Origin of the sequence: Ralstonia sp. SET104, assembly GCF_003851545.1 — a bacterium.
Classification (GTDB): Bacteria; Pseudomonadota; Gammaproteobacteria; order Burkholderiales; family Burkholderiaceae; genus Ralstonia.
Genome location: NZ_BHVX01000001.1, coordinates 220,902 through 245,569, shown reverse-complemented (window position 1 = coordinate 245,569; position 24,668 = coordinate 220,902). Strand labels below are relative to the sequence as shown.

Below are 24,668 nucleotides of genomic sequence, written 5' to 3'. Positions count from 1 at the left end.
CCGATATGAGGCCCTTGGTTACTGCTCATGCTGCCCTCTCTTGCGGCATCGCGGGCTTACCCCACAGCGCCAGCGCGCGCAGGCAGGCATCACGATGCGCAGGCCCGCGCGCCGGCCCAATCAGCACGCCCGGCAGGCTCAAGGTGTATTCCGGTTCATCGCCAGCGGAAGATTGCTCGGCGGCCAGCACCCAGGCGCACAGGCGCGACAGGCGTTGCTCAACATGCATTGACGGCGGCAGCGCATCCCACGCGAGCACGCATTGTGCGTGGCGCACCTGCTGGCCGGTGCGGCTCATCCAGGTGTCGAGCCGCGCGCTGTGCTTCCAGGCAATGCTGCGCAGAGCGTCGCCGGGGCGGTAGGTGCGCAATTGGTCTGCGGCTTCTTCGACGTGAGTGCGGGCGGCGCGCGTGTCGTCTTCCTCGCCAGGGTCGGGGGCAAAGCTGGCGGGCAGTGGTGGTGCAGCAGGTTCCGGCGCGGGATAGACCAACAGCGTGAGCGGTGCATCGGCATAACTCCACGCGCGAAACAGGCCGAGCGGAAAACGCGTCGACACCGTCAGGCGCGGCAACCTGAACCAGCCACGCGGCTGATCTGCGAAAGACAACGCGGCCACGATGGCGTCCTGCGCATCGAGCGATGTTTCCACCGCGGCGGCCTGTTTTGCGCTCACATCCACACCCACACGTGCCCACGGCGTGACATTGGCCAGCGCCACGCTCACATTCAGCGCGTGCCCGGCAAAGACTGCATCGCCCGCTGCGCCGCGCACTTCCAGATCGACCAGGTTGCGATGCGTCTGCCACATAGTCGCGGCCGCCACACCGGCCAGCACAAAAGTCAGCAGAAAGCCCAGGCTCACGTTGTAGTTGAGCGAGGTAAGCAGCATCACCATCAGCAGCAGCGCAAAACCGGCGCCGGCCGCGGTGGGCAGAATGTAGACGTGATTGCGATCCAGGCGGATGCGGCCTTCGCGCGGCGTGCGTGGCCGCTGCAAGAAGCGCTGTACGCGTGCCAGCACGAAACGGATACCGGGCAGCATCGCCAACACCGCACCGAGTGCGCGCAACGCTGCGGCCAGCAGAGATGTGAAACGCGCCATGGCGCTATGTGCGGATCAGGGAATGGCAACCGTATCGAGCAGCCGCTGCGCCAGCGCGGTGGCCGACAGTGTGCCGCCCGTCGGTAGCAGCCTGTGTGCTGCCACGGCCTTGAACACGGCTTGCACGTCTTCAGGCAGTACGGCATCGCGGCCATCGATCAGCGCCCAGGCACGCGCGGCCGCCAGCAACGCCAGCCCGGCACGCGGCGACAAACCCATCTGCACCTGGGCATCGGTGCGCGTGGCATTCACCAGCGCGAGCACGTAGTCGACCAACGCGGGCGCCACATGCACGGCGTCGGCAGCCGCCTGCAAGGCAACGACTTGCGCAGCGGTCAGCACCGCCTCGATGTCCTGCGGCGCACCGCCACCGAGATACAGCGCACGTTCGGAGCTTTGATCGGGATACCCCAGCGACAGCCGCATCGTGAAGCGATCCAACTGCGACTCCGGCAGCGGATGCGTGCCAATCTGGTTCAGCGGGTTCTGCGTGGCAATCACGAAGAACGGCTCGGGCAGCGGATACGTCGCGCCGTCATGCGTCACCTGCCCTTCGGCCATCGCTTCGAGCAGCGCGCTCTGCGCCTTGGGCGTGGCGCGGTTGATTTCATCGGCCAGCACCACCTGCGCGAACAGCGGGCCGGGGTGAAATTCGAACGCGCCTTTCTCTTTTACGTAGATCGACACGCCGATGAGATCGGTCGGCAGCAAGTCGCTCGTGAACTGCACACGCTGATATTGCAGCCCGAGCGTGCGGGCCAGCGCGTGCGCGAGCGTGGTCTTGCCCACGCCCGGCAAATCCTCCAGCAGCAGGTGCCCGCGCGCCAGCAAACACGCCAGCGCCAGGCGGATCTGCAATGGCTTGCCGAGCACGATGCGATCAAGCGCACGTTGCGCCTGCGACAGTGCCACCGGCAACGACAGCGGCTGCGCCGGCGCGGCTTGCGTCGGGCGAATGGGAGACAGCGGAGCTTGGGTGGGCGTCATCGGGGCGGGAGCAGCCGAAGCAACAATGCCAGCGAGTGTAGCGGCATCGTGTGCAACCGGCTTGACCATTTCCAGCGTGGCGCGGCTGCGACAACAAGCGGTGACGAACCTTCAGCAAATGCTGCGCCAATCAGGGCGCGGGAATGGCAGCGTCCAGCAACACGCGCGCGGTGCGCGGCAGGCTCTTGATCAGGCGTGGCGCATCGGTACCGAACGTCTGGCTGGCGGTATAGGCGCCTTCGATCAGGAAGGCCAGATCGTCGGCCAGCGTATCCGGATCAGCCGCCCCAGCGGCTTGGGCGCGATCACGCAGGCGCGTGAGCAACAGCGCCTTGTTGCGCTGAACAAACTGTCGCGCCGGATGCGTCAGGTCCGGAAATTCCGCCGCCGCATTCACGAACGGGCAGCCCCGATAACCGGGGCGCGACGCGCGTTCAGATACATCGATAAAGAACTGCAACAGTTGTGCGCGCGCGTCGTCCGGATGCTTGGCCATGCTCGCATTGAAGTAACCCCAGAAGCTCTCGTCGGAGCGCTCCAGGTACGCGATGACGAGGTCATCCTTCGATTTGAACTGGCGATACAGGCTCATCTTGTTAACACCGGCACGCTCCACCACGGCCTCGACGCCCACAGCCCGCACGCCTTCGTAGTAAAACAGTTGACGCGCCGCTTCGAGCAGGCTGGCGTGTGCATCCTCGCCGCTGATGCGACGCGGCGTCGGCTTGGATTGATCAACGGTGGAAAGCGCGCGAGGTCCGCGACGGTTGGGCGTGGCCATGATGGTGCTCCTGCAAGCGCGGCGGGTCACAAACCCCCAGCCACGCCGATGTCATTCGAATGCGACTTGACATGTTACCGATCAGTACTTACTATCGCAACCACGTTGTTACCGACCGGTAACGAATGCCATATTGTCGCCCCAACAAAAATCGGACGCTCCCAATGCAGCGACTTGCCCGACTCATCGCCCCACGTTTTCACTACAGCTGGATAGCGCTGGCCGTGGTGTTCCTGATCCTGCTGTGCGCGGCCGGCACGCGCGCCACACCCAGTGTGATGATGCTGCCGCTCGAGCAGGAGTTTGGCTGGAGCCGCGGCACGATCTCGCTGGCCATCTCAATCGGTATTGCGTTGTACGGGCTGACCGGGCCATTTGCAGCGGCGTCGATGCAGTACTTCGGCATCCGCCGGACGGTGCTGGTTGCGCTGGTGGTGCTGATTTCGGGCACCGCGCTGTCAGCGATGATGCGCCAGCCGTGGCAGATGGTGCTGCTGTGGGGCGTGATGGTGGGTGGCGGCACGGGTGTGGCTGCCATCACGCTGGGCGCCACGGTGGTCAACCGCTGGTTCACCACGCACCGCGGGCTGGCGATGGGCATCCTGACAGCCAGCTCGGCCACAGGCCAGCTCGTCTTCCTGCCGATGATGGCCGCCGTGGTTGAACATTACGGCTGGCGCCCGGTGGTGTTGATCGTAGCCGGCGCGCTCGCGCTGCTGCTGCCGATCGTGGCGATGCTGCTGCCGGAATCGCCCAAGAGCGTGGGCCTGCGCACCTACGGCGAGCCCGCCGATGCTCCGGAAGTGGCCCAAGGCCCGCGCGCCAACCCCATCGTGCTGGCCATGAACACGCTCGTGCAGGCAGCACGCAAGCGCGATTTCTGGCTGCTCTTTTTCAGCTTCTTCATCTGCGGCGCCAGCACCAACGGCTACATCGGCACGCACTTCATCGCCATGTGTGCAGACCACGGCCTGACCGAGGTCAAGGGCGCCAGCCTGCTGGCTGTCATGGGGATCTTCGATCTGGTGGGGACTACGCTCTCGGGCTGGCTGTCCGACCGCTACAACAGCCGCGTGCTGCTGTTCTGGTACTACGGCCTGCGCGGGTTGTCGCTGATCTATCTGCCGTACGCGTTCGGCTTCGAGTTCTTCGGCCTGCCGGTATTCGCGCTCTTCTATGGGCTGGATTGGATCGCCACCGTGCCGCCCACCGTGCGCCTGACCAACGATGTGTTCGGCAAGGCCGCAGCGCCCATCGTGTTCGGCTGGATCGTTGCCGGGCACCAGTTGGGCGCGGCATTTGCCACGCTCGGCGCGGGCATGATGCGCGCCTCGCTGGGCAACTACACGCTCGCTTCGATGATTTCGGGCGGGCTGTGCGTGGCGGGCGCCTTCCTGGTGCTGCGCATTCACCGCACGCCCAAGCAGGATGCCGAGCGCGCGGGTCAGCCAGCGACTGCGTAATTACGGTTTCAGGAATCCGTACTTGGCCAGCACCGCCTGGCCCGCCGGTGACAGCACATACGCCACGAAATCGGCCGCTTGCTGCGGCTGCTTCGTGCCAGACGTCACGGCGATCGGGTAAGTGAGCGGCACATTCAGCGGCACGGGGCTCGCCACCTTTACCTTGTCGGCGGCAATGGCGGCATCGGTGGAGAACACCAGACCGGCGTCGACTTCGCCGCGCGACACATAGTCCAGCGCCTGGCGCACGTTCTGCGCCAACACGGCCTTGGCCTGCACCGGTTCCCACAGCTTGGCCGCTTCCAGCGCGCGCTTGGCATAGCGGCCCACCGGCACCGACGCCGGATTGCCGATCGCCACGCGCTTGACCTCGGGCTTGGTCAGGTCACTCAACGCATGCACGGGCACCGTGCCTGCCGCCGTCATGGCTGGCACGATCAGTACGAGCTGGTTGGCCACAAAATCCTTGCGCGTATCGGCCTTGATGGCCTTATCGTCCACGGCCTTGTTCATCGCTTCCTGATCGGCGGAGGCAAACACGTCAGCCGGGGCGCCGCGCGCGATCTGCTGCATCAGCACGTCCGACGCGCCGAAATTCAGCACGACTTTGGTGTCTGGATGCTGCGCTTCGTATTGCTGTGCAATCGTCTTGAAGGCGTTCGTCAAGCTGGCCGCGGCCGAGACGACCAGATCGGCGGCATGCGCGGGCACAGCCAGACCCAGCGACAGCACAGCGACCAGACCAATGGCACGCACATGCGTGCAAAGCGAGAAACGTTGCATGAGAAACCCGAAGAAATAGTCAAAAGATCGCACGTAATATACGAGCCGATATAACGCTTGGTCAACGCGCAACCTGAATGCCGGATATCACATTCGGGCCATGCGGCGTCAGGTGCGATCAGCTCGTGCGGCTTCGTCAATGCAATCGGCCAGGCGCCCGGCAATGGGCTGGCGGCTGTGGCGCGGGCGCTCAATCAGGCCGATCTCGCGATAGAAGGTGTCGTCACCCAGGCTGACGGCGCGTGTGCCGGGCGGCCACGCGCCTTGCGCTGCGGTCTGCGGGGCAAGCGCCACGCCCTGCCCACGCGCCACGAGCTGCGTCATGCCTTGCAGCTCGTCGAGTTCGATCACGTCGTGCGTGGCGATGTGCTGGTCGCGCAGGAACTGGTCGACACGGCGGCCGCCAAACGAGCGGCGGTCGTAGCGGATGAACGGTTGATGCACCAGCAGCGTGCGCCAGTCGTTGCCGGGCACGCTGTCGGGTACAAGCAGAACAAAAGGCTCGGCCACGAGCGTGCGCCATTCAAGATCGGCTGGCACCGCAAATGGCGGGCGGATCAGCACGGCCACGTCGATCTCGCCAGCATCCACCAAACCAAGCAAGTCCAGCGAGACGCCCGGCAACACGCGTGCGCGGCAATGCGGGAATTCCGTGCGGAACTGCACCAGCGCATCCACCAGAAACGACGTCTGCACCGAAGCAATCGCGCCGATGCGCACGAGCCCACGCTGCTCATTGCTGCCAGCCTGGTCACCCAGACGGTCGTACAGCGTGACGATGTGCTCAGCCAGTGCCAGTGCATCGCGCCCGGCGGCGTTGAGCGTGGCCGAACGGCCCGTGCGGTCGAACAACTGGAAGCCAAGCGACTCTTCGAGCCGCTGGATCTGCGCGCTCACCGCCGATTGCGTGAGGCCGATGCGCTCGCCCGCGCCTGCAAAGGTGCCGTGCCGGGCGACGGCGATGAAGGTCTTGAGTTCTCGAAGCATGGTGCGCGCGGATCAGAGCGAGGACGCAAGGATACGCGCGCCGCGCCGTCTTACTTGGCAAACAGCGACGCCATGTTGGCAAACGCCTTTATCTCCATCGCGTTGCCCGACGGGTCGAGGAAGAACATGGTGGCTTGCTCACCCACTTCGCCCTTGAAGCGGATGTGCGGCTCGATGATGAAGCCGATGCCGGCGGCGCGCAGCTTGTCGGCGGCGGCTTCCCATTCGGCCATGGAAAGCACCACGCCAAAGTGGCGCACCGGCACGTTGTCGCCATCAACGGCGCTGGTCTTGCGATGGCCGATTTCGTCCGGCGCGAGGTGAGCCACGATCTGGTGGCCGTAGAAATTGAAGTCCACCCAGTCCGGCGAACTGCGCCCTTCCGGGCAGCCAAGGATGTCGCCGTAGAAGGCGCGCGCGGCGGCAAGGTCGTGTACAGGAAAGGCAAGGTGGAATGGGGCAAGCACGGGCCTGACGTCGTTCATGTCGCTCATGGTGTGGGGCACGGACTGGGAATGGTTGGAATAAGGCAGCACCGGCACGCAGTTGGGGGGGCCGCCCACGCACCAGGCCACTGAGAAAGTCTATGCGCATCCATTCATCCACGAAAACGATGTTTTTTTGGACTGAGCATTACGAATATCGATAAGTTGATCAAAAAAAAACGCCGCTCAACGGCGGCGAAAGAGACACGCGGGAACGCACTTGCTTGGAGGCAAGCGCGTGAAAGCGAAAGGGCTCAAGCGAAAACGAAGGGCGTCATGACCGTCTCGACATCAGCCAGCGGCAAGCGCACAGTGCAGACGGTGGCGTCGCCCGGCACATTGGCAACATGGAAACCCGCATCGCGCGCCAGGCCGATCATGCGGCGGTTGATGGACAGCACTTCGCCAAAAACTTCACGCGCGCCGGATACCCGCGCCGCGCGCACCAGCGTGGCAAACAGGCGGCGGCCGACGCCCTTGCCCTGCCACGCGTCGGCCACCAGCATGGCGAATTCGGCCACACCGTCTTCAACAACGAAGCGGCCGTCGGCGATCAGGTCTTCGCCCGTACCATTGGCGCGCGCAACACTCACGACCAGCGCCATGTGGTTGACGTAATCGATTTGCGTATAGGCGGCGAGCATCTCGTCGGTCAGCCGGCCGCCGCCCACCAGAAAGCGTGCATAACGCGACTCGGACGACAACCCCTCAACCAGAGCGGCTTCAAGCGGGGCGTCTTGCGGCAGAATCGGGCGCACGGTGGCGATAGAGCCGTCGTGCATGGTCCAGCGGTCGATCCATTCGGCGGGGTAACGGTGGATGGTGTACAGCATGGGGATCTCCTCACGCGGTTGGATCGTTGTTGCTAAACGCCAGCACGGGATCTCCGTCTGACTTTTTAATTTGAAGCTAGATTAGCAGAAACCCTGACTTTTGCAAGTAAAGTCAGAATTGACTATGCTTTTGCCATGAGAAATCAGGAACCCTTCCCCGTCCCAGCGGCGTCCGAGCTTGTGACGTCGATGGAAGAGCCTTGCTCGATCGCGGCTGCAGTGTCGATCGTTGGCGAAAAATGGACGCTGCTCGTGCTGCGCGAGGCGTTTTCGGGCGTGACGCGGTTCGATGAATTTTTGCGACGCACGGGGTGCTCGTCAGCGATTCTGTCGTCGCGGCTCAAGGCGCTGGTGACCTACGGCATCCTGCGCCGTGTGCCCTATCAGGAGCCCGGCGACCGCGTGCGCGACGCCTACCGGCTCACGCGGGCGGGTGTCGATTTGCTGCCCGCCATCGTCGCGCTGATGCAGTGGGGCGACCGGTACCTCACGCCCGACGGCGAAGGCCCGATGCTGCTGCGCGACCGCGAAAGCGGCACGCCGATCCACGTGGCGCTGGTCAATGCGTTGGGCGAACCGGTGGCGCCCAAGAACTCGATGCGCGAGCGCAATCCCCGCTATGGCCAAGGGGAAAATCCGGCTGCACAGGCCGCAGATACACCGCCCGTCAACGGGTAACACACAACTTTACAGGCCCAGCAAAACCCCCTATCGTCGCGGATGAAGGGGGGAAAATGCCCGTTCGGCCGCCCTTTTCAACGCATCCCGCGCTTTGCTGTCCTTGGCTTGATGGCCTGATGGCCTGATGGCAGCCCATCCCGGATTTCGGGATTTCGCTCTCGACCTCGCTGCTCTCGCCCGGAACCACGACTGCCATGCCTGATGCCGTGGTACCGCTCTACCATCAGATCTACGTCGTCCTGCGCCAACAGATTCTGGAAGGCCGGTTCAGTGACGGCCCGATGCCGGGCGAAATCGAGCTGGCCCGCCAGTTCGGCGCCTCCCGCGTCACGATGCGGCGCGTGTTCGACTATCTCGTCAAGGAAGGTCTGGTGCGCCGCCACCGCGGCATGGGCACCTTTGTCGTCAAACCCGATGATCCAGTGACGCTGGCTGGCGGTGCTCAGACACTGCTGCAGAACATCATCGACGTGGGCGAGCGCACCTCCGCCGTTGTCGTCGAATTTGAAGACGTGCTGGCCCCGCCCGACGAGGCCAAGTGCCTGGAAATCGCGCCGGGCACGCCCATCAAGAAGCTCGTGCGCGTGCGCCACCTGGAAGACACGCCCATGGCGCTCATCGTCACGTGGCTGCCCCTGGACGTGACCCGCAAGCTGACGCTCGACCGCCTGGCGAACCAGTCGCTGCTGCGGCTGATCGAGAGCTCGGGCGTGCGGATCGATCGCGCATCGCAAGTCGTATCGGCACGTTTGGCTGACGTGGCGACGGCACAGTATCTGGATGTGGCGGTGGGTGCGCCGCTGCTCTCGGTCCAGCGCACCGTGCGGGAGATGAGCGGCCGCCCCGTCCAACTGCTGCAGGGCCTCTACCGGCCTGACCGCTACGAGTACCGCATGGAGCTGTCTCGCATGGGCGAAGACCGCGCCCGCTTGTGGATCGACAACGCCGGCCACAACGTGCAAGGCGGCCATAGCGAAGATGTGGAAGAGGCGCCCGCCTCGGCGTCGGCCCCGGCCAGCAAGCCTGCCTGACACCATCACCAGCAGCAAGGTTATTGGCCGTCTGCAGGCGCGGATGAAAGTTGTTAGCATCGCCGCTTCGCTGCGATGCAGCAATTTCATCCATGAGGTTCCCATGCCGACCTCGCCTGTCGCTGCCGCTACGGCACCCGCCGCCCCCCTCGCACCTGACACCCAAGGGCTGATCCGCCTGCTCACGGCCGGTGCAGGCATCAGCGTGGCGTGCATCTACCTGAACCATCCGCTGCTGGGCCTCATCAGCCGCGACCTGTCCATCGCACCGCACGCATTGGGCGTGCTGCCCACGCTCACGGCGGCGGGCTATGCCAGCGGCATCTTTTTCTTCGGCCCGCTGGGCGACCGCTACGACCGTCGCATCGTCATCCTGTGGAAGGCGGTGCTGCTCACGCTGGCGCTCATCGGCAGTTGTCTGGCGCCCAACCTGCCGCTGCTGGCGGTGGCGGGCTTTGCGGTCGGGCTATCGGCCACCATCGCGCAGGACTTTGTGCCCAGCGCCGCCGCCATCAGCACAGACCACAACCGCAATCGCAACATCGGCACAGTGATGACGGGCCTCTTGATCGGCATCGTCGGCTCGCGCGTGTTCAGCGGCATCGTGGCAGACCACTTCGGCTGGCGCGCGGCCTTCGGCATATCAGCGGTGGCGATTGTCGGGTTGGCGATTGCCGTGCGCGCCGCCCACTTTGGCGTGGCACCGCCCCCGGCGACCATGCGGCAGCCCTACCTCACGCTGCTGCGCTCGCTGGGCACGCTGTTTGCGCAGCATCCGCGTCTGCGCGCGTCGGCCATTACGCAGGCATTTATCGGCATTGCGTTCTCGGGCTTTTGGTCGACCGTGGCATTGCATCTGACAAGCTCGCTCGGGTTGTCGACCGGACAAGCGGGTCTGTTGGGGCTGGCCGGCGTGGCAGGTGCGCTTGGCGCGAGCATTGCCGGGCGATTGTCCGGCCGCGTGGCGCCGGGCCACATCGCGGCGGGCGGCGCGCTGCTCATGGCGGCGACGTTTGCCGCGATGGCGCTGGCCCCGCAATCGCTTATCGCCATCGTGATCGGCACGCTCATCTTTGACGTGGGCGTGCAGGCCGCGCTGGTGTCGCACCAGACCATCATCTACGCGCTCGCGCCCGAAGCGCGCAGCCGCATCAATGCGGTGTTCATGACGGCGTTGTTCATCGGCATGTCGGTCGGCGCGTACGGCGCGAGCCTTGCGTGGACGAGCGCACGCTGGACGGGCCTGATGGGGTTCTGCACGGCAGCGGCGCTGGTGGCGCTGGGGCTGCGCGTTGTGTTCAACGCGCGGCAGGGTGCGCGTTGAGCGAAATCGGCCGGGTACGCGCGATGTGCGTACCCGTTTCTGCGTAACTTCCGCACACGCCACCCGCACTTTCAGCAAGACACCATCTCACCCATCGGTGCAATTCCGGGGCGCGATAACGCGCGACATGTCGTTACAATTCTGGGGCTCAGCTTAGGCTGCCTACAGAACAACCACACCGAGATGCCCCCATGGATACCACTGTCTCCCCGCACGCGGTTGACCCGCACGACACACGTCGCCGCATCCTCGCCATTGTCGGCGCGTCGTCTGGCAACCTCGTCGAATGGTTCGACTTTTACGTCTACGCGTTCAGCTCGCTGTACTTTGCGCCGGCGTTCTTCCCCAGCGGCGACCGCACGACGCAGTTGCTGAACACGGCGGGCGTGTTTGCGGCAGGCTTCCTGATGCGGCCGATTGGCGGCTGGCTGTTCGGCCGCATTGCCGACAAGCGCGGCCGGCGCACCGCGATGATGATCTCCGTGCTGATGATGTGCGGCGGCTCGCTGCTGATTGCGGTACTTCCGACCTACGCGCAAATTGGCGCGCTGGCGCCGTTCCTGCTGCTCGTGGCGCGGCTGTTCCAGGGCCTGTCGGTTGGCGGGGAATACGGCACCAGCGCGACCTACATGAGCGAGGTGGCGCTGCGGGGGCGGCGCGGGTTCTTTGCGTCGTTCCAGTATGTGACGCTGATCGGCGGCCAGCTGTGCGCGGTGCTCGTGCTGGTGATCCTGCAGCAACTGCTGACGACGGCCGAGCTGAAGGCCTGGGGCTGGCGCATTCCGTTTGTGGTGGGTGCGCTCACGGCGCTGATTGCGCTGTACCTGCGCAAGTCGCTGCACGAAACGCAGACCACCTCGGCGCGCAAGGCCGAGCACGCAGGCACGATTCGCGGCGCGTGGCAGCACAAAGGCGCGTTCCTGCGCGTGATCGGTTTTACCGCCGGCGGCTCACTGATCTTCTACACGTTCACCACGTACATGCAGAAGTACCTGGTCAACACGGCGCACATGGAGACCAAGACCGCCTCCACCGTGATGACCGGCGCGCTGTTTGTCTACATGCTCCTGCAGCCGGTGTTTGGTGCGCTGTCCGACCGCATCGGCCGCCGCAATTCGATGCTGCTGTTCGGGGCGCTCTCGGTGCTGGGCACGGTGCCGCTCATGAAGGCGCTGGCCACGGTATCGAGCCCGCTCGCAGCCTTCGGTCTCATCACGTTGGCGCTGGCCATCGTCAGCTTCTATACGTCGATCAGCGGGCTGATCAAGGCCGAGATGTTCCCGCCGGAAGTGCGCGCGATGGGCGTAGGCCTGTCGTATGCGATTGCCAACGCGGTGTTCGGTGGTTCAGCGGAATACGTGGCGCTGTGGTTCAAGCAGGCCGGCACCGAGTCGACGTTCTATTGGTACGTGACGGCGTTGTGCGCCGTATCGCTCATCGTGACGTACTTCATGCCTGATCCGAGCAAGGAAGGCTTCCTGCGCCACGAGCCGTAAATCACGGCCTGGCGTTTCAACCACAAGCCCGCACCGCGGCCACCGATTGCAAATCCGGTTGGCCGCGGCAGAGCTTCCCGCATCGTCCTCCGGCTAGCGCAGCGGGCCGAATGCTGCGGCCACCAGACGGCGCTGCTCCGTTTGGTGCACCCGAACGGATGCATGCGCACCCGACGGCGTAGCGTTACGGCACACGCTTGCGAGTCGGCTCCCCTCCGGTAAACATGTCTCCAGCGCATCGCGCACAAAGCGCCATGCACCCTGGTTGGCGTCTTCCTCCTGCGCCCAGACAATTTCCTTCAGGTTCGGGAATGCCGCCAGCGCGGTCATGAGTGCCGCTTGCGGAAACGGGTAAAGCTGCTCAACGCGAACCAGCGCCACATCCGCACGGGCATCCTTCTCACGCTGCGCAAGCAGTTCGTAGAAGAACTTGCCACTGCACAGCACCACCCGCGTAACGGCTTGTGGGTCGGCCAACCAGGCGTCGGCCAGCACCGGCATGAAGCATCCATCGATCAGGTCCTGCACGCGCGAATGCGAACGCTCGTTGCCATAGAGTTCGGTCTTGGGCGACATGACGATCAGCGGCTTGGGCGTTGCCAGCGTGGCGTGCTCACGCAGCAGATGGAACCACTGGCCCGAAGTCGACGGCACAACCACGCGCAGGTTGCCCTCTGCGCAAAGCTGCAGGAAACGCCCCAGGAATCCGTTGGAATGCTCCGGCCCGACACCCTCGTGGCCGTGCGGCAGCAACATGGCCAACGCAGACTGGCAACCCCACTTGTATTCGCCCGAAGCGATGTACTGGTCAATGAAGACCTGCGCACCGTTGGCGAAATCACCAAACTGCGCCTCCCACAGCGTCAGCCGCGTGCGGGTCTGGACGCTGTAGCCGTATTCGAAGCCCAACGCGGCCTCTTCCGACAGCGGCGAATTGACGACGTCGAACGCGCCCTGGCACGACGCCACATGCTGCAGCGGTATGTGCCGCTCGCCTTGGTCAGCGGCCGTGGCTTGCGAGTGCCACACCGCGTGCCGATGCATGAACGTACCGCGCCCGACGTCCATGCCGGCCAACCGAATGCTTTGCCCGTCTTCCAGCAGTGTGGCATGGGCGAGGTTTTCGGCCAGGCACCAGTCGGACACATGTTCGGCGCTCGATGCCGCGAGACGCCAGCGCTCGCACAGCCTGCGCACAACATCGTGCAAGAGCACACCGTCGGGCGGCGTGGTGAGCGTCTGCGTCAAGGCCTGCACACGCTGCAATGACAACGGCTGAAGCGGGCGGCGCACAGCGTTCTGCGGCAGCGAAGCGCCACACGCAAGGGATACGCCGCTGGGGCCGGCCCGCAAGTCACGCACGGCAGCCTCACGCAGATCCGCCAGGCGTATCGGTTCCGCACTGGCGTGGTGATACTGCTCCGTGACCGTCGGGTGCGCGGCAATGGCTGCGTGCAGCTCGGGCTGCGTCACGGCGGGCGTGTCGTGCTCCGAATGCCCCAGGCGGCGATAGCCGATCAGATCGATGACGATATCGGCGCCATGCTCCATGCGGTACGCCAGGGCAAGGCTTGCGGCGCGCAGGACGGCTTCAGGGTCGTCCGCATTGACGTGCAGCACCGGGGCGTCAACCATGCGTGTCACGTCGGTGCAGTAGTCGTGGGCACGCACATCCATCACGTTGGGTGTCGTAAAGCCGATCTGGTTATTGACGATCACGTGCACGACGCCGCCCGCCGCGTAGCCGCTGCGGCGGGTCAGGTTCAGTGTCTCCATGACGACGCCTTGCCCGGCGAATGCCGCATCGCCATGCACCATCACCGGCAGGCACGGTGTGCCGGGATGCTCGTCCGCATGCGCGCGCGCCATGCCACAGACGACCGGATACACGCTCTGCAGATGCGAAGGGTTGGGCGCCAGCACCAGCGTTGTCTCATCACCAGCGACCACTCGACGCGCGACCCCACCAAGGTGATACGGCAGATCGCGCTGGGCGCGGGCGACGTCGGAGTCCGGATCAAGCCGATCGAGCATGCCTCGCGCTTCAAAGCCCATCACGTTGACGAGCATGTTCAATCGCCCGCGATGCGGCAAGCCAAAAAAGACCTGCCGTACGCCGTAGCCGGCGCCTGCTTCAACAAGCGTATCGAGTAACGGCACCAGGCTCTCGCAGCCTTCCAGAGAGAACCGCTTGGCATGCGCAAACGTGCCGCCCGCAAGGCGCTCCCACATCTCGGCCGCCACCAGCCGGCTCAGCAGCCAGCGCTTCCGGTCCGGGGCCAGCGGGGGCGCCTGGAGTTGCGCCTCCATGCGGGCGTAAAGCCACGCACGGCGCTGGCGCTTGCGTACGCTGCTGCAATCAAGCCCGATCGCGCCGCAGTACACGCGCTTGAGCTGCCATTCGAGCTCATGCACCGTCGTCGCGGTTGGGAGCACCGTGCTCGCGGGGTCGCGCTTTTGCGCAGGGTCGAGGCCATGAAACCGCAGGCGGAGTTCGGGCACCTCGGGCAAGGGCACGCGTGCGAGCGGGTCCAGGCGCGCACGGCGATAGCCCTGCTCTCGATAGGCATCGATCAGTTGCGTAACAGGGGAAGATGGCGGCGCTGCCACGGCAGTGCCGGCCAGCGCGGTAGACGGGTCAAATGCGGCTGCCGAACCCGGGGCGGCCATTTCAGGAGCGTGCGAAGACATGGTTGTTCAGGAGAAAAGAGACACCGTTGGATGACCTCGCCACCTGCACGCCGGCGCGCCCACGCACGCAACCCTCCAACCCGCACAGCGGTTGCGCGGCAGACACGTGTTCGGCTGATGGCGGGACCGTTCGAAACGCCAAACCCGGCAAGCCGCCCGGGCGCTACGTCGATTCCTTCTGTTACGAGCCGCCTGGTGACGGCCCGTGCCTCCTCCGTTGGACTGCTGACAGCAACATCACTGCGCAACTGCAACTGCAACTTGCGACGTACGAACTACGAAAGCGTTTGCACGCGTGCCCAGGCAGTACGTGCCATCGGGGCCGTCTCACCTTGTGCGCCGTGCGCATGGTCCGGCGCGTCACCGTGCAGCTTGAACGTGCTGACCATATCGGCCAATTGATCAGCCTGGTCCTGCAGCGCCTGTGCCGATGTCGCGCTTTCTTCCACCAGCGAGGCGTTCTCCTGTGTGGCCTTGTCCATCTGCGTGATGGCCTCGTTGATCTGCTCGATACCGTCGCTCTGCTCACGGCTTGACGCACTGATCTCGGAGACGATGTTCGTCACGTTCTGGATACCGGCAACCACGTCGCGGATGATCTGGCCGGCCTCTTCCACCTTGGCCGTACCGGTGCCGACATGGCTGACCGAATCTTCGATCAGCGCCTTGATTTCCTTGGCCGCCGCAGCACTGCGCTGCGCGAGGCTGCGCACTTCGCCCGCCACCACGGCAAAGCCGCGACCCTGTTCACCGGCGCGGGCGGCTTCCACGGCAGCGTTGAGCGCGAGGATGTTCGTCTGGAACGCAATGCTGTCGATCACGCCGATGATGTCGACGATCTTGCGCGACGACGCGTTGATGGTGCTCATGGTTTCGATCGCCTCGCCAACGGCGTCGCCACCTTTGGTGGCAACCAGCGATGCGTTGGATGCCAGGCGGCTGGCTTCCTGCGCGTTGTCAGCGTTCTGCTTGACGGTGGAGGTGAGCTGCTCCATGGCCGCCGCCGTTTCTTCCAGCGAGCTGGCTTGCTGCTCGGTCCGGCTGGAAAGATCGATGTTGCCGCTGGCCACCTCACGCGAGGCACGGGTGATGGTGTCCGTCCCACCGCGCACGCGGCCAACGATGCCGTGCAGGTTCTCCGTCATGCGCTTGAGCGCGGCCAGCAGGCGGCCGATCTCGTCTTTCGTGCCGACTTCCAGATGATGCGTCAGGTTGCCCTGCGCCACCGCCTCGGCCAGATGCACGGCACGGTTGATCGGGCCCGTGATCGTTCTGGTGATGAAACCGCCCGTAGCAACGGCCAGCAGGGTTGCCAGCACGGCCAGCACGATCATCTGGATCTTGGCGTTGGCGCCTTGCGCGGCGGCTTCGCCCACGTCACGCTCCATCTCGCTGGCCTGGTGGTCCACCATCTTGTCGACCAGCACGTAGTACTGGTCTTGCAGGCGGCTCATGTCTGTCTGGTACAGAACGCGTGCGTCTTCCGGCTGGTTGGCGTCGACCAGCTCGAAGAACTTGCGCACGCTGGCACCGTAAGCGGAGCGCGCATCGAACTGTTCCTTGAAGAGCGCCTTGCCCTCATTGGTCTTCAGCGCCTTCTCCAGCCGGCTATACGCCTGTCCGTTGGCCTGGCGGATGGCTGCGTAGTCGCTCATGTACTTCGCTTTCTGGTCGGCCGAGGTGGCCAGCAGCAGATTGCTGAGGATGCCGTTCGCCTTGTAGCCGTTGTTCTTGATCTGGTTGCTCAGTGCGATCAGCGAATAGCGCTCGCTGACGATCCGGCCCATCTTCGTGTTGTTGTCGTCCAGCCGTTGGATGCCGACCGCCGCAGTCCCGATCAGCAGCGCCACAACAAGCGCGAACGCCACACCAAGGCGCGCCCCGATCTTCATATCCGAGATTCTCATTTGCTTCATTCCTGTTTCAGCGGCGTCAGAGAGAGACGTCATGACCTGAGCGGTGTCATCGCCGGGGCCGTCTGGCGATGCACTCAGGTGCATGCGTTGCAGCAGGAAAATTTCGGAGACATGTGCGGCCGTCGTTTGCCGATCTTCAAAGCCGTCGCGCCCCGAGGTTGCCCAGGCTGCTTTGATCGGAAATGACGGCACCGCCAACGGAATCTTGAATGCGACGCGAATACAACCACGCGCCTCAAATGCGTGCACGCCAAGGGGCGCAAGTGCCCGATCGTGACCCGCATGGCGCCAGTACACGGCTTGGAGAGAATGACCGCGCACCAAATCCAAGCATTCCTGGCGTTTGGTAGCGCGAAAACACCCGATATGAAATTATTTTATTTCTCGTATGCACAGAGCGCGCGCCGATCACGGTGCGGAAACTCGCAGCTCAAGATCGGCTTGAAACAATATCCCGCGCAGCCCATGCCCAGCCAGCCGTGCCAAACTTCCATCGCCTGAAAACAGCCATGGCTGCAAGGGTGGCAGAAGCGATTCGATTGACACCCATAACTGGTCGTCGATCGGCGATTTATCCATGACGCCAACGCGCAACGTCGGACATCCTATCGGGTGATTTGCACACCCAGATACACCAGGGCTTGCCGCCTTTCGTCGGAGGCGGCGCCGAACTCGCGCCCGATCGCGCCGAGCAGCGTGTAGGTGTCATTGATTTTCCAATGCATGCCGAGGTTCAACAACGTGAGGCGTGTGCCCGGCGCCTGCGTCCTGCGGATTTCGGCAATGCATTCGCGCCCTTCGCCGCAAGCATGGCCGGCCACGATGCCGGCAACCCATTGGCTGTTTCCACCACCCGAAACGAGGTTGCGGCCCACCTCGGTCGAGACCCCGAAACCGCCAACGTCGGTGGCAAGCTCAAGCGGCAGAAAGAGCTCATGCCCACCGCCGGTAATACCGCGCCGGACGGACCCATCCAACATGCTGCGGGTGTACTGCGGATAGGTCGACATCGAAAAGCCAGCCTGCTCCTGATCGATGAAGCGCCATTTCACACCGAAGTTGCCACTGCCGAGCCCCGACTTCCAGTGCTGCCCATCGTCGCGGGCAAAGACCCACGGCACATCGGCCTTGAGCTGGATGTGGTCACCCCAGCCGTAGTTGATATCCGCGTCGGGCGCCGCTATTTCCAGGCGTCCGTGCGAGCGGGTTGCAATCGCGCCGAGGTTGATTTCCCAATGGCCGTCTCCGGGCGTTTCCGGATCATCGGTCACCATCGGTGGTCCGCCCTGAGCCAACACCGGTCCTGCAATTGTGGCGGCTGCAATCAGCGCCAACCAGCGCGCGGTGCGGCGCAGGCGTGCCCTCGCGCCGCTCGGAAATGGCTTGTGCATAAACGTCTCTTGTTTGGTTGAAGGCATTGGGAGCGTGCGCTCAGGATTGGGGAGCCATCGCGGACATCGGCTTCGGTCGCGTGCGCAACGTGCCAAGCGTGTCGAACCAGAGGGACAGCACCGGGGTGATGAACAGCGTGGTCAGTTGAGAGCGCAGAAGGCCGCCCACAATCAAGACACCGAGCGGCTGGCGCAGCTCAGCACCGCCCCCGCAAATCGCAGGGCAAGCAGCGCGCCGAGCGCCGCAGACGGAATCCCGAGCAGCATCGTCACCGGGTGATTGCGAATGCTCGATAGCGTGTGCAACAAAGGCGTACGGTGCGCGCAGCGCAGCCCATCAGAGGGGTCGCGCTGCAACGCGCCCCGGCACGGCCCAACGCTATTTCGCGTCGCCGGGCATCACTTCGTACCGCAGCAATCCGGCCTTGGTCTGCGCGGAGCCGCCAACGGCCACGTACAGCCGGCGCAGCTCGGGCACCAGGAACGCCGTCTTCGCGCCCTTCTCCGACGCCACACGCGCGATCTCTTCGTAGTGATCGGCATCGCGCTGCTGGAACACGGCAACGTAGTCATCACCGGCGGCGTAGATGCGCCGGTTCTTGGCGTCGAACATCATGCCGTTGGTGCGGCCGGGCGCATCGAAGCTCGCCACCGACTGCCCCGTTTCCGTGTTGATCACCACGAGCTTGAACGGCTTGCGCGTAATAACAAACAGCCGCTTGTTCTTCTCGTCCAGGTCGATCTGCGAGTTGTCCTTACCTTCCTTGATTTGCCAGGTTGCCAGCGGCTGGCCGGTTTTCTTGTCGAGCACGGCAATCTCGCCCTTGCCTGCCACGTTGACAAACACACGCGATCCGGCCTGCTCCGCCACGATGCCTTCGGTAAAGTCGGTGTCGAACGTGGTTTCGCCCAGCGTCTTGCCAGAGTCAACGTCCACCTGCGTCACCAGCGTCTTGGTCATCTTGGTGGGCGCGTTCTTTCCGCCGGTGACAAACCAGAGGCGGCGCGACGAGGCGTCATAGCTCATCACGTCCGCGCCCGGCGTCAGCTTGATGGTGCCGGTGACTGCGTAGCTCTTGCCATCCAGCACCTTGCTCAGGCTCGCGCCGCTGTTGCTGACGAACAGCCGATTGGTCTTCGGTTCGTAATGGATCGCGTGCGGCGTCTCCATGCCCTTGACGGTCTTCAGGTGTGCGCCGCTGCGCAGGTCGAAGACCTCCAATGTTCCGCCATCCTCGCCGGCCAGAAACAGCCGATTGCCTTTGACATCGGCACCGAAGTGATCGAAATCACCGTCGTACCCGGGAAGATCGGTGCGGCTGAGCAGGTGCAGCGGCTCGCCCGCCACGGCAACGCTGGACAGCAGCGTCGATGCTGCGAGCGCCAGGACAGTGGCGACCGTGCGAATGTTCGCTTTCATAGGGGTCTTCTACCTTCGCAATTGCGGCGCGCCGCTTCAGTTGACCTGATTGAACAGGGCGTCGTAGCTCGGGATCTTCTTGGCCAGTGCATCCCGCAGTGCGTTCGACTTCTTCAGAAAGGCCATTTCCTGGCTGCTGGTGTTCGGGTTGGCCGGCGGGTTCTTGAAGGCGTACACGACCAGGCCGATGTTGTTGCCCTTGGCATCGCGCATGGGCATAAGCACCACGAATTTCTTCGGGTTGTCCTTGGTGCGGTTCCAGCGCGGGTCGACGATGGTGATGCCTTTCTTGGAGACGTCGATGTCATCCGGATCGTCGGCGTTGCCGATACGCTCGGGGTAGGACCCGGCGAACATCGTGTAGACATCGGTCTGGCCCGGCGGCGTGCCGTGCAGCGTGATGCTCAGCAGCTCCGGATGCCTGGACATCGTCTCGTCAGACAGTTGCTGGCCGTAGATCTTGTGGGACGGCGGCGTCCAGTTCTTATCTGCCCAGGAAGGCAGGCTGCTCAAAGCGGCCATGCCGGTAAGTGCCGTTGCCAGCGCCAACTTGAAAAACTTGCTCATGGGTGTCTCCGTTCTTGAGATGTCATTGATCGCATCCGATCCGTGGAAGCGTGAACCGAGTCTAGGGGCGCACTCTGTACGCTTCCTGTAGTGATCCTTAAAATTCATTCAGCAAGCGCGGCGCGGGATCGAATAGCATCACCGGACAACGCGATTCCCTCCGCTAAGAGACTGGAGCCCCCCGAATGAAGTCGATCGGCAGCCGCATCACCGTCTGGTATGCCATTACCGTCACGGCAACGCTCGCGTGTCTCTTCATCGCAGGCCACTTCCTGCTCGACCGCTATCTCATCAAGCAGCTCGATGAACTCAACGAGGCGCAGTTCAAGCACCTGAAGGCCACGCTCGGCCGGGACTACGCCAAGCTGACGCCACCGGAAATTGACGACCGCATCCGCCAGGCCACCGAGTCGGCGTCGGCGCTGTTCTACATCGACATGCATGGGTCGATGGCGAACCGGTTCTTCAAGTCGAGCAACCTGCATGGGCAATCCGTTCCCGATATTGCAGGGGAACGCGCGTATTCGATCGCTGTGGACACCATCGGCGAGGTGCGGGTGAGCGAGTTCCAGCTCGCGCCGTTCGATGTCATCGTGGCGACACCGCTGGCACCGGTGAAAGACCTGATGGCTGGCTATCGGCTGGTCTTTTTCGGCTTGCTTGGCACAGCGCTGGTGATCAGCGTGGCGGTGGGCTACGGTCTGAGCCGGCTGATACTCCACCCCGTGCGCGTGATCCAGGCCACCGCGAACCGTATCCGCTCCGACGATCTCAGCCAACGTATTCCGGTTGGAGACGTGAAGGACGAGATCGCGCAGCTATCGGCGTTCCTGAACCAGATGTTCGACCGGCTGGAGATGTCGTTTGCCGAAATTCGGCGCTTCGCAGCGGAGGCATCGCACGAGCTCAAGACGCCCATGTCTCTGGTGGCGCTTCACGCCGAGCGGCTGCTTGTCAGCGATGGTTTGACACAGCAGCAGATGGATTCGGTGGCCGTCATCCTGGAAGAACTCGGCCGCGTGAACCGCATCATCGACGAGCTGCTGTTCCTCTCGCGCGCAGATGCGGGCGCCGTGCTGGTCGAGCTGCGGGCGCAGTCTCCGGCCACGCTCTTGAACACGTTTGGCCAGGACGCCTCGGCCCTGGCTGAGCACGGCGGCAAGGTCTTCGCCTGGTCACACCGCGGCGAAGGCGAGGTCAACATCGACGGACCGCGCATCCGGCAGGTATTGCTGAACCTGCTGACCAATGCGCTCAGGGTGTGTCCTCCGGGCGGGGTGGTCTACGTCGACTCGGCACTGGCGGCCGGCACTTGGCGCATCAGCATGGTTGACGAAGGTCCCGGCCTCACCCCCGAAGAATGCGAGCGCATTTTTGAACGGTTCGTGCGCTTGCCCTCGCCCGGACAGGATCAGCGCGGCAGCGGCCTCGGCCTGGCCATCTGCCGCAGCATTGTGTCGATGCACAAGGGGAAGATCTGGGCCACCAGCCGCGATGTCGGCCGCGGCCTGCGTGTCGTGATCGAGATCCCCGCCGCGCCCGCGGCGTGACACCGCCCACAGGGGAACGGTCGACAAGCCGGCCTTTCTATGCAACGCAAACCTTTGCTGCCGGCTGCGATCGATCCTGCATGAGCGTTGCCCTGCCATCCGCGTCCTGCTACGCGGCCGCCCTGTAGCTGCCTCCCGGCAACGTTCACTCCAAAACGACCCAACACGCTGTTGGCACCCTCCCGCCTCTACGGTTGCGCAGGCAGCCGTTCGCGGGGCATCGGCTTCTAGGGAAAACCCACCCCCAAATCCGACGTGACCTGAACGCGCTTTCAGAATCGATTCACGTTCGAGACAGGCTCGCTGTCTAGTGTATGGGCATGGTTGGAACACCCCAACTACCACGTGATCCCCCGCAACCAAGGACCCATAACGATGAACATCCGAGACAAATTCCTGCTGTCTGCCGCCATTGCAAGCATGTTTGCGGCAGCCCCTGCCGCACAGGCGGCCGACAAGGTCACCCTGATGGTTGGCGGCTACGAAAAAATCATCTATCTGCCCGCCAAGCTGGCGGAAGGCTTGGGCTACTTCAAGGAAGAAGGCCTGAACGTCGAACTGCTCAACGAAGGCGCTGGCGTCGATGCCGAGAACGAGATGCTGGCCGGTGCCGTGCAAGGCGTGGTTGGCTTCTACGACCACTGTGTCGACCTGCAGGCCAAGGGCAAGTACATCGAATCGGTCGTACAGATGGCCCATGCGCCCGGCGAGGTCGAGCTGGTGTCGAGCAAGTACCCGCAAGCCAAGGGCATGGCCGACCTCAAAGGCAAGACGATGGGCGTAACGGGTCTGGGCTCGTCCACCAACTTCCTGACCCAGTATTTGATGGTCAAGGCCGGTGTGCCGGTCGGCCAGTTCACCTCGCTGCCGGTGGGCGCGGGCACGACGTTCATCATGGCCATGCAGCAGGACAAGATTCAGGCCGGCATGACGACCGAGCCCACGATCACGCGCCTGCTCAAGACGGGAGAAGCACGCGTTCTGGTCGACCTGCGCACGGCCGAGAAAACCAGGGAAGCGCTCGGCGGCACCTATCCGGCCGCCTCGTTGTACATGCCGACGGACTGGGTCGAGAAGAACAAGCCCACCGTGCAAAAGCTCGCCAACGCCTTCGTGAAGACGCTGCGCTACATCAACACACACACCGCGGCCGAGATTGCCGAGAAGATGCCCAAGGACTTCTACGTGGGTGACAAGGCGGGCTACATCAAGGCCCTGGAAAGCGGCAAGGCCATGTTCACCACCGACGGCGTGATGCCCACGGGCGGCCCGGAAACCGTGCTGTCGGTGCTGGGCTCGTTCTCGCCGAACCTGAAGGGCAAGAAGATCGATCTGGCGAAGACCTACACGACCGAGTTTGTCGCGAAGGTGAAGTGATCATGGGTGCAGCAATGGCAACGACCACCTCCAATCCAGCCATCGAGCTGATCAACGTCAGCCGTCGCTTTCTGACGCCCGACGGCAAGTCGATGACGGCCATCCGGGATTTCACGATGACCGTCGAGCGCGGCGAGTTCGTTGCCGTTGTTGGCCCGACCGGCTGCGGCAAATCCACCACGCTGAACCTCATCACCGGCCTGGCCAAACCCTCTGCCGGTGAGGTGCGCCTGTTCGGCGGCCCAATCGACGGCATCGACAGCCGCATCGGGTTCGCCTTCCAGACCGACGCGCTGTTCCCCTGGCGCAGCGTGATCGACAACGTCGTCGCGGGGCCGCTGTTTCGTGGTGTCTCGAAGGAAGAAGCGTACGCGAGTGCCCGCCAATGGCTGGCACGCGTGAATCTGACCGGGCACGAGACCAAGTTTCCACACCAGCTCTCCGGCGGCATGCGCAAGCGGGTTTCGCTGGCGCAGACCTTCATCAACGGCCCGCAGATCCTGCTGATGGACGAGCCGTTCTCCGCGCTCGACGTGCAGACCCGCGTGCTGATGCACGACGAGCTGCTGCGCCTGTGGTCGCAATCGAAGGCGTCAGTGGTGTTCGTCACGCACGACCTGGAGGAAGCCATCACCCTGGCAGACAAGGTGTATGTGCTGACGTCCGGCCCGGCCACCGTCAAGTCGGTGTACACGATTGACATCCCGCGCCCGCGCATCGCAAGCGAAATCCGCTACGACGAGCAATTCATCGACATCTCACGCACGATCTGGAATGACCTGCGTGAAGAAGTACAACGTGGTGCCTCGCAGGAAGAAGCGCGCGTGGCCAAGGAGGCAGCATGAACAGCAATGCCACGCTCAAGTCCCCGGTCGGCGTGTCGGTCCCGTCCGAGGCACAGATCGAGGCCGCGGCCGCGCGCAGCGCTAAGCGCCGAAAGCAGACGGTCTACTTCTGGCGCTACTTCATCCTCGTCGTCTTCCTGGGCGGCTGGGAAGTGCTGGTCCGCACGAAGCTGATCGACGAGTTTTTCTTCTCCAAGCCATCGGAGATCGTCTCGCGCCTCTATACCTGGCTGACCGAAGGCACGTCTGATGGCCCGCTGTGGTACCACCTGTGGGTGACCATGGAGGAGTCGATGCTGGGCTTTATCACGGGCGCGGTGGCCGGCATCATCGCGGGCATCGCGCTGGGGCGCAACCGCATGCTGTCGGATGTGTTCTCGGTCTACATCAAGGTGATCAACTCGGTGCCGCGCGTGGTGCTGGCACCGATCTTCATCATGATCTTCGGGCTGGGGCTGACCTCCAAGGTGGCGTTGTCGTTCGTGATGGTGTTCTTCGTGGTGTTTGCCAACGCATTCCAGGGCGTGCGCGAGGCAGACCGCAACCTGCTGGCCAATGCGCAGATTCTCGGTGCACGCGGCTGGCAACTGACGCGCTCGGTGGTGATTCCGTCGGCCATGAGCTGGATTTTTGCGTCACTGCACGTCAGCTTTGGTTTTGCCATCGTCGGTGCCATCGTCGGTGAATTCGTGGGCGCACGTTACGGCATCGGCCTGCTGATCAACATCGCGAAAGGCTCGTTTGACGCGGCCGGGATGTATGCGGCCATCGTCATCATCATGGTCGTCGCGCTTGCGGCTGAATACCTGATGACGATGGTTGAAACGCGCCTGGCCAAGTGGCGCCCGGCCCCGCTGCAGGACACGCACTGAGTCCGGTGGGGTTCACTGAAAACCGGCGAACCCTTCCTCCACGTTCGCGGTCAGCGTCCAACCAACAGACCTCATCATGACGATCG

At 63.9% G+C, this 24,668-nt stretch carries 22 protein-coding genes; 9 read left to right on the top strand and 13 right to left on the bottom strand.

Translation table 11 applies throughout. The annotated features are described in order from the left end of the window. Positions 1–25 precede the first annotated feature (25 nt). From PSUB009319_RS01130 to PSUB009319_RS01120, 3 genes are all read right to left on the bottom strand, one after another. Positions 26–1,102, bottom strand: a complete 1,077-nt coding sequence (locus PSUB009319_RS01130) for a DUF58 domain-containing protein (RefSeq protein WP_124380413.1) — start codon at positions 1,100–1,102, stop codon at positions 26–28. Positions 1,103–1,117: 15 nt separating this feature from the next. Next, the gene (locus tag PSUB009319_RS01125; RefSeq protein ID WP_124380412.1) at positions 1,118–2,089 is read right to left on the bottom strand and encodes a MoxR family ATPase; all 972 of its coding nucleotides are present in this window, start codon (positions 2,087–2,089) and stop codon (positions 1,118–1,120) included. A 130-nt stretch (positions 2,090–2,219) separates the two neighbouring features. Beyond that, positions 2,220–2,870, bottom strand: coding sequence for a TetR/AcrR family transcriptional regulator (locus tag PSUB009319_RS01120; protein ID WP_124380411.1), 651 nt, complete (start codon positions 2,868–2,870; stop codon positions 2,220–2,222). A 164-nt stretch (positions 2,871–3,034) separates the two neighbouring features. On the opposite strand from PSUB009319_RS01120, the gene PSUB009319_RS01115 reads away from it, so the two are divergent. Beyond that, positions 3,035–4,333 (top strand): MFS transporter, encoded by a 1,299-nt coding sequence (locus tag PSUB009319_RS01115; protein WP_124380410.1) that lies wholly within the window; start codon positions 3,035–3,037, stop codon positions 4,331–4,333. Here PSUB009319_RS01115 and modA read toward each other — a convergent pair whose 3' ends face one another. The 4 genes from modA to PSUB009319_RS01095 all read right to left on the bottom strand — a co-directional run bounded on the left by modA (position 4,334) and on the right by PSUB009319_RS01095 (position 7,421). Continuing rightward, entirely contained in the window at positions 4,334–5,116 is a 783-nt protein-coding gene (gene modA / locus PSUB009319_RS01110) for a molybdate ABC transporter substrate-binding protein (RefSeq protein ID WP_124380409.1), read from the bottom strand. It lies immediately after the preceding gene. 108 nt (positions 5,117–5,224) lie between these two features. Next, positions 5,225–6,103 carry a LysR family transcriptional regulator gene (locus tag PSUB009319_RS01105; protein WP_124380408.1) on the bottom strand — a complete coding sequence of 293 codons (879 nt, stop codon included), beginning with the start codon at positions 6,101–6,103 and terminating at the stop codon, positions 5,225–5,227. A gap of 50 nt (positions 6,104–6,153) precedes the next feature. Continuing rightward, complete coding sequence (locus PSUB009319_RS01100; RefSeq protein ID WP_124380407.1) at positions 6,154–6,588, bottom strand: VOC family protein; 435 nt, start codon at positions 6,586–6,588, stop codon at positions 6,154–6,156. A 254-nt stretch (positions 6,589–6,842) separates the two neighbouring features. After that, a complete protein-coding gene (locus PSUB009319_RS01095) occupies positions 6,843–7,421 on the bottom strand; it encodes a GNAT family N-acetyltransferase (protein WP_124380406.1) in 579 nt (192 codons plus the stop codon). Positions 7,422–7,556: 135 nt separating this feature from the next. Here PSUB009319_RS01095 and PSUB009319_RS01090 point away from each other — a divergent pair, with 135 nt between their 5' ends. From PSUB009319_RS01090 to PSUB009319_RS01075, 4 genes are all read left to right on the top strand, one after another. Beyond that, positions 7,557–8,099 (top strand): helix-turn-helix domain-containing protein, encoded by a 543-nt coding sequence (locus PSUB009319_RS01090; protein ID WP_124380405.1) that lies wholly within the window; start codon positions 7,557–7,559, stop codon positions 8,097–8,099. A gap of 197 nt (positions 8,100–8,296) precedes the next feature. Continuing rightward, positions 8,297–9,133: a GntR family transcriptional regulator gene (locus PSUB009319_RS01085; protein ID WP_124380404.1), complete on the top strand. Its 837-nt coding sequence runs from the start codon at positions 8,297–8,299 to the stop codon at positions 9,131–9,133. 103 nt (positions 9,134–9,236) lie between these two features. Next, positions 9,237–10,457, top strand: coding sequence for an MFS transporter (locus PSUB009319_RS01080; RefSeq protein ID WP_124380403.1), 1,221 nt, complete (start codon positions 9,237–9,239; stop codon positions 10,455–10,457). Between the two features lie 191 nt (positions 10,458–10,648). Then, positions 10,649–11,953: an MFS family transporter gene (locus PSUB009319_RS01075; protein ID WP_124380402.1), complete on the top strand. Its 1,305-nt coding sequence runs from the start codon at positions 10,649–10,651 to the stop codon at positions 11,951–11,953. 93 nt (positions 11,954–12,046) lie between these two features. Here the strand turns inward: PSUB009319_RS01075 and PSUB009319_RS01070 are convergent, their stop codons facing one another. The 6 genes from PSUB009319_RS01070 to PSUB009319_RS01045 all read right to left on the bottom strand — a co-directional run bounded on the left by PSUB009319_RS01070 (position 12,047) and on the right by PSUB009319_RS01045 (position 19,938). Next, positions 12,047–14,644, bottom strand: a complete 2,598-nt coding sequence (locus PSUB009319_RS01070; protein ID WP_260392780.1) for a 2-oxoglutarate dehydrogenase E1 component — start codon at positions 14,642–14,644, stop codon at positions 12,047–12,049. Between the two features lie 275 nt (positions 14,645–14,919). Beyond that, positions 14,920–16,551: a methyl-accepting chemotaxis protein gene (locus PSUB009319_RS01065; protein WP_124380691.1), complete on the bottom strand. Its 1,632-nt coding sequence runs from the start codon at positions 16,549–16,551 to the stop codon at positions 14,920–14,922. 614 nt (positions 16,552–17,165) lie between these two features. Beyond that, positions 17,166–17,951 (bottom strand): hypothetical protein, encoded by a 786-nt coding sequence (locus PSUB009319_RS01060; RefSeq protein WP_124380401.1) that lies wholly within the window; start codon positions 17,949–17,951, stop codon positions 17,166–17,168. A gap of 40 nt (positions 17,952–17,991) precedes the next feature. Beyond that, complete coding sequence (locus tag PSUB009319_RS23075; RefSeq protein ID WP_260392872.1) at positions 17,992–18,168, bottom strand: efflux RND transporter permease subunit; 177 nt, start codon at positions 18,166–18,168, stop codon at positions 17,992–17,994. Positions 18,169–18,330: 162 nt separating this feature from the next. Further along, complete coding sequence (locus tag PSUB009319_RS01050; RefSeq protein ID WP_124380400.1) at positions 18,331–19,371, bottom strand: YncE family protein; 1,041 nt, start codon at positions 19,369–19,371, stop codon at positions 18,331–18,333. 36 nt (positions 19,372–19,407) lie between these two features. Continuing rightward, on the bottom strand, positions 19,408–19,938 hold the full coding sequence (locus tag PSUB009319_RS01045) for a hypothetical protein (protein ID WP_124380399.1): 531 nt from the start codon (positions 19,936–19,938) through the stop codon (positions 19,408–19,410). Positions 19,939–20,123: 185 nt separating this feature from the next. Between PSUB009319_RS01045 and PSUB009319_RS01040 the strand changes: the two genes are divergently transcribed. The 4 genes from PSUB009319_RS01040 (at position 20,124) to PSUB009319_RS01025 (ending at position 24,582) form a co-directional block, all read left to right on the top strand. Beyond that, the gene (locus PSUB009319_RS01040) at positions 20,124–21,488 is read left to right on the top strand and encodes an ATP-binding protein (RefSeq protein ID WP_124380398.1); all 1,365 of its coding nucleotides are present in this window, start codon (positions 20,124–20,126) and stop codon (positions 21,486–21,488) included. Between the two features lie 375 nt (positions 21,489–21,863). Further along, positions 21,864–22,865 carry an ABC transporter substrate-binding protein gene (locus PSUB009319_RS01035; protein WP_124380397.1) on the top strand — a complete coding sequence of 334 codons (1,002 nt, stop codon included), beginning with the start codon at positions 21,864–21,866 and terminating at the stop codon, positions 22,863–22,865. A gap of 2 nt (positions 22,866–22,867) precedes the next feature. After that, entirely contained in the window at positions 22,868–23,710 is an 843-nt protein-coding gene (locus PSUB009319_RS01030) for an ABC transporter ATP-binding protein (RefSeq protein WP_185453387.1), read from the top strand. Next, positions 23,707–24,582 carry an ABC transporter permease gene (locus PSUB009319_RS01025; protein WP_124380396.1) on the top strand — a complete coding sequence of 292 codons (876 nt, stop codon included), beginning with the start codon at positions 23,707–23,709 and terminating at the stop codon, positions 24,580–24,582. The genes PSUB009319_RS01030 and PSUB009319_RS01025 overlap by 4 nt, the downstream gene beginning before the upstream one ends. Positions 24,583–24,668: the final 86 nt, after the last annotated feature.

Bases quoted from the DNA above. Each gene is read 5' to 3' on its own strand.
- PSUB009319_RS01130 (WP_124380413.1), bottom strand. From the start codon at position 1,102: ATGGCGCGTTTCACATCTCTGCTGGCCGCAGCGTTGCGCGCACTCGGT.
- PSUB009319_RS01125 (WP_124380412.1), bottom strand. From the start codon at position 2,089: ATGACGCCCACCCAAGCTCCGCTGTCTCCCATTCGCCCGACGCAAGCC.
- PSUB009319_RS01120 (WP_124380411.1), bottom strand. From the start codon at position 2,870: ATGGCCACGCCCAACCGTCGCGGACCTCGCGCGCTTTCCACCGTTGAT.
- PSUB009319_RS01115 (WP_124380410.1), top strand. From the start codon at position 3,035: ATGCAGCGACTTGCCCGACTCATCGCCCCACGTTTTCACTACAGCTGG.
- modA (WP_124380409.1), bottom strand. From the start codon at position 5,116: ATGCAACGTTTCTCGCTTTGCACGCATGTGCGTGCCATTGGTCTGGTC.
- PSUB009319_RS01105 (WP_124380408.1), bottom strand. From the start codon at position 6,103: ATGCTTCGAGAACTCAAGACCTTCATCGCCGTCGCCCGGCACGGCACC.
- PSUB009319_RS01100 (WP_124380407.1), bottom strand. From the start codon at position 6,588: ATGAACGACGTCAGGCCCGTGCTTGCCCCATTCCACCTTGCCTTTCCT.
- PSUB009319_RS01095 (WP_124380406.1), bottom strand. From the start codon at position 7,421: ATGCTGTACACCATCCACCGTTACCCCGCCGAATGGATCGACCGCTGG.
- PSUB009319_RS01090 (WP_124380405.1), top strand. From the start codon at position 7,557: ATGAGAAATCAGGAACCCTTCCCCGTCCCAGCGGCGTCCGAGCTTGTG.
- PSUB009319_RS01085 (WP_124380404.1), top strand. From the start codon at position 8,297: ATGCCTGATGCCGTGGTACCGCTCTACCATCAGATCTACGTCGTCCTG.
- PSUB009319_RS01080 (WP_124380403.1), top strand. From the start codon at position 9,237: ATGCCGACCTCGCCTGTCGCTGCCGCTACGGCACCCGCCGCCCCCCTC.
- PSUB009319_RS01075 (WP_124380402.1), top strand. From the start codon at position 10,649: ATGGATACCACTGTCTCCCCGCACGCGGTTGACCCGCACGACACACGT.
- PSUB009319_RS01070 (WP_260392780.1), bottom strand. From the start codon at position 14,644: ATGTCTTCGCACGCTCCTGAAATGGCCGCCCCGGGTTCGGCAGCCGCA.
- PSUB009319_RS01065 (WP_124380691.1), bottom strand. From the start codon at position 16,551: ATGAGAATCTCGGATATGAAGATCGGGGCGCGCCTTGGTGTGGCGTTC.
- PSUB009319_RS01060 (WP_124380401.1), bottom strand. From the start codon at position 17,951: ATGCACAAGCCATTTCCGAGCGGCGCGAGGGCACGCCTGCGCCGCACC.
- PSUB009319_RS01050 (WP_124380400.1), bottom strand. From the start codon at position 19,371: ATGAAAGCGAACATTCGCACGGTCGCCACTGTCCTGGCGCTCGCAGCA.
- PSUB009319_RS01045 (WP_124380399.1), bottom strand. From the start codon at position 19,938: ATGAGCAAGTTTTTCAAGTTGGCGCTGGCAACGGCACTTACCGGCATG.
- PSUB009319_RS01040 (WP_124380398.1), top strand. From the start codon at position 20,124: ATGAAGTCGATCGGCAGCCGCATCACCGTCTGGTATGCCATTACCGTC.
- PSUB009319_RS01035 (WP_124380397.1), top strand. From the start codon at position 21,864: ATGAACATCCGAGACAAATTCCTGCTGTCTGCCGCCATTGCAAGCATG.
- PSUB009319_RS01030 (WP_185453387.1), top strand. From the start codon at position 22,868: ATGGGTGCAGCAATGGCAACGACCACCTCCAATCCAGCCATCGAGCTG.
- PSUB009319_RS01025 (WP_124380396.1), top strand. From the start codon at position 23,707: ATGAACAGCAATGCCACGCTCAAGTCCCCGGTCGGCGTGTCGGTCCCG.